We start from the raw sequence: 7,373 nt of genomic DNA, 5'->3' as shown, positions 1-7,373 counted from the left end.
ACGTCGGCGCGCGCCAGGGCGGGGGAGTCGTTGATGCCGTCGCCCACCATGGCGACCTTGCCGCCCGCATCCTGCAGTTCGCGCACGTGGCGCTCCTTGTCGGCGGGGAGGACGTCGGCGATAACCTGCTCGCTGGTGAGTCCCACGCGACGGGCGATGGCCTCGGCCGTCACGCGGTTGTCACCGGTGAGCATACGCACATCGACGCCGAGCTTGCGCAATGCGGCAATGGCGGCAGCGCTCGTCTCTTTGACCTCGTCGGCCACAGCGATGGTGCCGACGAGCTCGCCGTTCTTGGCAAAGAACAGCGGCGTCTTGCCCTCGGCAGCGAACTGCTTGGCAAGACCGGCGGGCACCTCCGCGCCCAGCTCGTTCATCAGACGCGCGTTGCCGGCGGCGATGGCGTTTTGCCCCTCGCGCGCCGTGACGCCGCGACCGGGCACGGCGGCAAAGTCCTCGACCATGCGTGCGACGATTCCGCGCGTCTCGCACTCGGCCATAATCGCCTCGGCCAGCGGGTGCTCGCTTGAGCGCTCCAGCGCGGCGGCCAGCTTGAGCAGCGCCTTTTCGCTCATGGCGGGCGAGCCGTCAGCGCGCGCGGCCACCACGATATCGGTCACGGCCGGCTTGCCGCGGGTGACCGTGCCCGTCTTGTCGAGCACCACGGTGCCCACGCTGCGCAGGTTTTCCAGCGCCTCGGCGCTCTTAAACAGAATGCCCATCTCGGCGCCCTTGCCGGTGCCAACCATAATGGCGACGGGCGTGGCCAGGCCCAGCGCGCACGGGCAGCTGATCACCAGCACGGCCACGGCGGAGGTGAGCGCCTCGTTCACGCTGCCGGTCAGCGCCATCCACGCCACAAAGGTCACGGCCGAGATTGCAAACACCACGGGCACAAACACGCCGGCGACCTTATCGGCCATGCGGGCGATGGGCGCTTTGGTGGCGTTGGCGTCCTCGACGAGCTGGATGATTTTGGCGAGCGACGTGTCGGCTCCCACGCGCGTGGCGCGGAAGGTAAACGAACCGGTGCGGTTGACGGTGGCGGCGTTGACGGTGTCGCCGGCGGTCTTTTCCACGGGGATGGACTCGCCGGTGAGCGCACTCTCGTCCACGGCCGAGCTGCCCTCGAGTACCACGCCGTCGACAGGGATAGACTCGCCGGGGTGCACACGCAGGACCTGGCCGGGAAGGATGCTGTCGACGTCCACAGCGGTCTCGGTGCCGTCATCGGCAACGACGGTCGCAGTCTTGGGCGCCAGATCGATGAGCGCCTCGATAGCGCCGCCGGTCTTGGACTTGCTGCGCGTCTCGAGGTATTTGCCCACGGTGACGAGCGACAGGATGGTGCCGGCACTCTCAAAATACAGGTTGTCCATGCTCGTCATCATGGCCTCGTGCACCTGACCTGTGGCCAGCTGGTCGGCCATGATGAACATGGCGTAGAGCGACCAGGCAATGGAAGCGGTGGCGCCGACGGCGATGAGAGCGTCCATGGTGGGCGCGCCGTGCACGAGCGACTTGAAGCCGTTGATAAAGTATGCGTCGTTGACGTAGACGATGGGGATGAGCAAGACGAGCTCGGTGAGCGCCAACGTCATGCTGTGGGTGTGGTCGGTGAAGACGCTGGGCAGCGGCCAGCCGAGCATGTGCCCCATGCCTATGTAGAACAGCGGAATGAGAAAGATGATTGAGATGATGAGACGGGTGCGCATAGCGGAGGCAGTGGCCTCTAGCTTTTTGGTGGGCGACTCCATATGGGCGGCGCCGGACCTGGCCTGCGCGCTGCCGTTTGCGGCGGCTTCGGTGCCCGCGCTGACGGGCGATGCCGAGTAGCCCGCGCGGTCGACGGCGGTGCAGATGTCGTCGGGGGTGACCTGCGCGGGGTCGTAGTCGACCAGCATGGAGCCGGCGAGCAGATTGACTGCGACGCTTTGGACGCCGTCGAGCTTGCTGACGGCGCGGTCCACGTGCGCCTGGCAGGCGGCGCACGTCATGCTGCCCACGTCGAACTTATCTTGAGCCATGGCTTCTCCTTTCTGTGACGTAGTGTCGGAAATGTTAACCTTCCGATACTATACACCCATACCCCCTGGGGGTGTCTAGTACAGAATAAATGTATGACATCTCGCTACAGATGAGGGTAGTTGGTTTACCGATGGACCGTCCCAACCAATCATCTCAATCCGTAACATCTGGACCGGTTCTTGAACCATAGCTGTTACAGATTTAGACAAACATTTCAGCCGAAAACTAACGTCTCGATCTGTAACAACTAGACCCCGTTTTACCGAGTATTTGTTACAGATCAAGACAAACAGTTGGCAGCAAACTCAATGTCTCAATCTGTAACATATAGCAGGGAAAATGACCTCTAACTGTTACAGATCGAGACAATTGCCGGGGAGGGGTCTCGTCATGGCAAGACGCCCGCCGCTTAGATGCAGAATCCGGGGATCACGCAGGTTCGCTTGTTTGGCTTTTCTGCAGGCGTTGCGTACGTAAAGACGTCGCCGTCGCGCCCCACGCGGTTCATATAGAGAGTGCCTTCGCTCTCCGATGTGTCGGGGCTCACCGTGCGCTCCCACCAACAGGTGTCCTTGCCCTTCCACTGGCGGACCATCGTCTCGTTCGTGGAATACGGGCTCACCTTGAGCTCGCGGAAGAGCTGATACTCCCTGCCCTCGCCGTTGTAGATGTCTGCCAGGTAGTGATAGCCCTCGGTAAACGAATCGGGCGGTTGCGTACCGCACAGCTCGACCATGGCGGGCAGCCAAAGGGTTGCGGGCAACTCGCTCAGGCACGATGCGCTGTTGGCGGCGCCCACATTGTTCGAGACCTTCTTGACCCCTTTAATGAGTGCGCGCAACTCGTTGGGCAGCAGCTTAAGGCCGTCGCCGTTGAGCCATTCCCGCAGCTCGCAATCTGCCCAGCCGGCGCTCGGCGGTTCAGCCGCAGCGTTGCGCTCGGCAATACCCGCGTCGAACATAAACGTTAGTCCGGCCTTGCCCGTCCCGTCCAGAAGCTCATCGTGGCGGATGCCCACAAGCTGCGCGCCAACCTGCAGCCCGTTGGCGAGCGTGACACGCTTGGTGCACGGATAGGGGATATGCCCATCGGCGTCGAGCAGGTGATAGCGCTTGGCAATCTCGCGTGCCTCGCTGCGGGTCTCGGCGGCTTTGATCTTGAGTGAAATCTCCTGCAGCTGATCCCAAGTGTAGTCGTCAAGCGAGCTGCGGATGCCGTCCAGGTAGTCGGGGATGCCAAAGCCATGGGTTGCCGCGCCAATGACGCCGAGCCCCGCAACGGCTGCGACGACGCCGCCGATAATAAAGCGGCGGCGGGTTATGGCATCATGTCGGGCCTGCTCCAGAATTTCTCGCGCGCGCTCGCCGGCGACATCGACCTTAAGGTGCGTACCGGAGTCGATGTCGATTGCTACGTCATTGCCCGCGTCCTCGCGTCCCTCAGATTCTGCAGCGGGGAGGTATGCCGAGAGCACCTCGAGCATCTGCTGCTCGGTGGGGCGATCGCCTTGTTCGACCGAGATACCTTTCATGATGATCTGGACGAGAGCCTCGTCGCCCTCGCAGCGCGGCTCGAGCGGCGCCGGTTTGGTCTTGGTCTTTATGAGATAGAACGAGCCGGTTGCCGCGGCGCCCGTCGACTCCACATCGAACGGTTTGCGACCGCTATAGAGCTGGTACAGAATGCTCGATAGCGCATAGACGTCGATTGCCGGCGAACGGCGAAGGGCCGCGATGCCTTCGATATCCTGCGTGAGCATCTCGGGCGCGGCGTATGCGGGCGTGGCAAAGCGCCAGATGTCGGCGCGCCGGGTGATCGTGTCGTCGCCGAGAGCCATGGTCGCGGAGCCCATGTCGATGAGGCAGGGGTCAAAGGAGCAATCGGCAATCTGCTGCTCGAGCGTTCGGCTGGTGGTGCGGAACATAATATTGGCAGGCGAAAGGTCGCGATGGACGACCGGATTCACGAGGCCTTGGGTCATCAAGAGCGCACGAAGCACGGCGTTTCCGACGGCGGCGACCATCTGGGTGGTCAGCCCGCCCGAGGCGTCGTGAGGAAGCAGGGGCAGCGCCTGCTTGAGTGAGGTGCCCTCGACCCACTCCATGAGGATGAGCGGGTTATCCTCGCACGATCCGTAGCCATAGACGCGCGGAAATCCGCGCAGGTGCGAGACGGTACACAGATGACGGTACTCCTCGAACAGCGCGGCGGTGTTGGCCAGGTGAGCGGCCGATTGCTCGGCGGAGCGGTCGGGGGCTTGGCCGGAAAGGATGGCGTTGTCTGCCAGCAACTTGACGGCAAAGACCTCGCCGTTGGTGTTAGTCGCGCGCAGCACGTGGCCGATGTTGCCGTCGCTGCGATGGGTCGTTTGAAGAATGAGCGTCATAAACCGGCGCTTGGCATCGTCCTCGGCGCTGGGATCAACCGCCACGGCGGTGTCGAACGTGTCGAGACGGATGAGCTTGTCGCCATAGGCGCTATCGGTAGTATCCATGGCGTTCCTTTGTCTGGCATGGGTTGCCGCACGTATGCGTCGGCAGTGCGGCTATTGGTAAAGCACCATGATAGCCGCACTGTCAGCGTATGCCGCTGAGTATTGTCGTTTACGACGCAGAAGGTAGAAGACAAAAGACGGGTGGCGACCGTTTTTCGATCGCCACCCGCGCACTAGTCCACAATGACAAGGAATGTTGTGTAGAGGCCCAAATGGAGTCGGTCGCTGTTTTCGATTTCCACCGGGGGATAGATTTTGCCGGGCTCGCGTTGGTCGCGCGGCGGCTCAATCACAATGTCACCGTCGCCTGCGCCCGATTCGAGCACGGTGCCGTTGGTCGATCCAAGTCCCTGGGCGTACCAGCGTCCGCCTTCGAGCCAAATTCGCAAGTGTTCGCGCGATGCATCTGCGCCCACGTCGGTGATGCTGGGCGATGTCTTGGGCAGCGATCCGATTACGGTGCCGCGCGGGTCGCGCGTGAGCGGGTGAATCTGCATGTCAACGCTATTGCCGGCGTGCGTTCTGAGGAGGCCGAGGTTGGGGGCGACGGTGCGCGGCTGATCTAAGCTGCTCAAAAAACCGCGGCCGACGGTGGTCTCGGTGGTTCCAAAGTGCCCGCCTGTCTTGCTATCGCAAAAACGCTCAACGGTCGCTACGCCCTGGACGGGATCGGCAAGTGCGCCCGTCGCCACAAAGAGCATCAGGAAGAGCGTGCTCTTTTCGCGGGGGTTATGGTCATCGGAGCTGCGAATGCGCCCCAAGGCGTTGGCGTAGAGGCGATTATCGAGGCCATATTCGGCGAGAATCGACATCATCGCTTGAGCTGCGGGGCCGCTGTAATGGTCAGATAGCTCCTGGTAGGCACGCTCGCCACCGCCGAGCTTGTTGCCGATGGCGGCGGCAAGGTTAAGCGTAGAGACGGTGAGGTCGTTGTAGATACCCGGCGCGCACTGATCGGGCTCGCGGTGGACAATGTAGCGAGTGAGGTACGAGCGGTTGGTGGAACATTTGTCGAGTAAGGCGCTGCCTGCATACGAGTTGCCGTTAATGAGCATGCGGGCGATCTCGAGATGCTTAAGACCGCCAAACGAGCGGATATCGTTGTAGAGGACCGAGCACGGTGTTTCCGCCGCCATGGTCGCCTCCCTAGATAACTTCGATGACGTACAGCAAACATGATAGGAATTGACTGCGCTTGAGCATGTCGACTCAAAAAATGTTGCGCAACGCTTTACATAACTGTTGAGACATTATAGGGCATACACACCAAATTGCAGGATGGTTGCAAACGATACATTTGAGAGGTTGTGCCCCATGGAATGTCCTTATTGCGGTGCATTATTGCCCGATGACGCTGGTTTTTGCTCCGAGTGTGGATCACCTCTTGCCGATGCCGCGCCGGCGGCGTCGGCCCCCGAAGACCCCTACACCACGCCCCAGACCGTGTCGCAGAGTCCGGCCTTTTCGTGGCGAGATGGCGAGGCCGCCACGGCGGCGACGGTAGAGTTACCTAAGACGGGCGACGCTCCGTTGGCAGATTCGCAGCCGGCACCGAGTTCTGCCGCGCCCGAATCCGATCCCGCCGCTACCCGTGTAGCCGATCCCTTGTCAGACTTTGGCACCACGATTGATGACGCGGAGACCCAGCCTGCCTACCATGCCGATCTTGATTCCACGCCGCTCAGCGAGGAAGAGCAGCTCGAGCAAGACCGCGAGAGCCTCAAGACCGCCAAGGCCGAGTACAAACTGGCACGTAAGCGCCTGGGCAAGTCGTATGCGCCTGCCATTGCTGCTGGCGTTATTGTCGTTGCTGCCTTGTGTGCGGGAATCGGTTGGGCGGGCTATTCCTACGGCTTGGCTCACCCGCAAAACACCGAGCAGATCCAAAAGCTCAAGGAGCAGCTTGAATCTTCCAAGGACGAGCTCAAAAAGACGCAAGACGATCTCGACCAGACCAAGGCGGATCTAAAGGATGCCAAGGCCGAGCTCAAGACCGCAAGCAAGAACGGCGAGGACGCCAGCTCCGATGTCGAGGGCTCTTCCACGACGGGCAATGCGACCTCGTCGACCACCACGACCTCTGGTAGCACAGCGAAGCTCAACATCGATAAGCCCACGAGCTTTGTCAACACCACGTGGCGGGGAGCGCTTAAGGAGACGGGCAACTCTTGGGGCCATACTTGCTACGGCGCGAGCAAAAACGACCTTGTGATTGTGTTTAAGAGCATCAGCGATTCCGGCGAAGTGGTTGCAGACATCTCGGCCACGCTGCATGCCCACGATACCTACAACGCCGAAAAAACCGTCGCCCAATCCGATGGTGACGACTATCGCACCTACACGGATGTCACCGGAACGTTTGTCAGGAACAAAGGCTTTGAGTTCTCGCTTCCCGTCGAGGAGGAAGACTGCGACCTTACGGTGGCGGGTGTGCCAAAAAAGAAGAACGGCAAGTACTACCTGAATACCACGGTCGAATCGGGGGACGGTGCCGTTAACATGGGAACGCGCATTACGGATTCCTTTGAGCTTTTGATCTCCTAGTGCTGCCTGCATGCGATGCGTGAAACGGTGGCGGGCGCGGCTTTTTCGAGAGTTGCGTCCGCCACCGCTTTTTTCATGCGGGGGTCTATGAGCTGGCCTTGGTACTGCCGCTGGCTAAAGCATGCCGGCGGATGCGAGGGCAAGTATAACCACTATCACCACAAAGGCGACGATTACCATCGTGAGTGCCATCGAGCGTTGACGTTTGACGGCAAGGCGCGCGCGACGCATGGACTCGGCGCTGCGGACGGTCTCGGTAGATGGTGTCGGTCGAGGCGCGGGCTGCGTCTGCGCCACTGTGCTGGTT

At 61.3% G+C, this 7,373-nt stretch carries 5 protein-coding genes; 1 reads left to right on the top strand and 4 read right to left on the bottom strand.

The features are described from left to right. The 3 genes from ABHR76_RS00665 to ABHR76_RS00655 form a co-directional block, all read right to left on the bottom strand. Nucleotides 1-2,027 (bottom strand): heavy metal translocating P-type ATPase (locus tag ABHR76_RS00665; protein WP_346976500.1); only part of this gene is annotated, 2,027 nt, incomplete at its 3' end. Nucleotides 2,028-2,437: 410 nt separating this feature from the next. Further along, a complete protein-coding gene (locus ABHR76_RS00660; protein ID WP_346976499.1) occupies nucleotides 2,438-4,522 on the bottom strand; it encodes a protein kinase domain-containing protein in 2,085 nt (694 codons plus the stop codon). A gap of 173 nt (nucleotides 4,523-4,695) precedes the next feature. After that, entirely contained in the window at nucleotides 4,696-5,658 is a 963-nt protein-coding gene (locus ABHR76_RS00655; RefSeq protein ID WP_346976498.1) for an FHA domain-containing protein, read from the bottom strand. A gap of 178 nt (nucleotides 5,659-5,836) precedes the next feature. On the opposite strand from ABHR76_RS00655, the gene ABHR76_RS00650 reads away from it, so the two are divergent. Then, the gene (locus tag ABHR76_RS00650; RefSeq protein WP_346976497.1) at nucleotides 5,837-7,066 is read left to right on the top strand and encodes a zinc-ribbon domain-containing protein; all 1,230 of its coding nucleotides are present in this window, start codon (nucleotides 5,837-5,839) and stop codon (nucleotides 7,064-7,066) included. 114 nt (nucleotides 7,067-7,180) lie between these two features. Here the strand turns inward: ABHR76_RS00650 and ABHR76_RS00645 are convergent. Further along, nucleotides 7,181-7,373, bottom strand: a 193-nt coding sequence (locus ABHR76_RS00645; RefSeq protein ID WP_346976496.1) for a hypothetical protein, incomplete at its 5' end; no start/stop codon positions are given.

The organism is Collinsella aerofaciens (genome assembly GCF_039752985.1).
In the GTDB taxonomy this organism is placed as follows: Bacteria; Actinomycetota; Coriobacteriia; order Coriobacteriales; family Coriobacteriaceae; genus Collinsella; species Collinsella aerofaciens_BT.
The sequence above is the reverse complement of the archived record's forward strand: the minus strand, read 5'-3'. Positions and strand labels throughout refer to the sequence as shown.

Coding starts and splice junctions, on each gene's coding strand:
- ABHR76_RS00650 (WP_346976497.1), top strand. CDS start 5,837: ATGGAATGTCCTTATTGCGGTGCATTATTGCCCGATGACGCTGGTTTT.
- ABHR76_RS00660 (WP_346976499.1), bottom strand. CDS start 4,522: ATGGATACTACCGATAGCGCCTATGGCGACAAGCTCATCCGTCTCGAC.
- ABHR76_RS00655 (WP_346976498.1), bottom strand. CDS start 5,658: ATGGCGGCGGAAACACCGTGCTCGGTCCTCTACAACGATATCCGCTCG.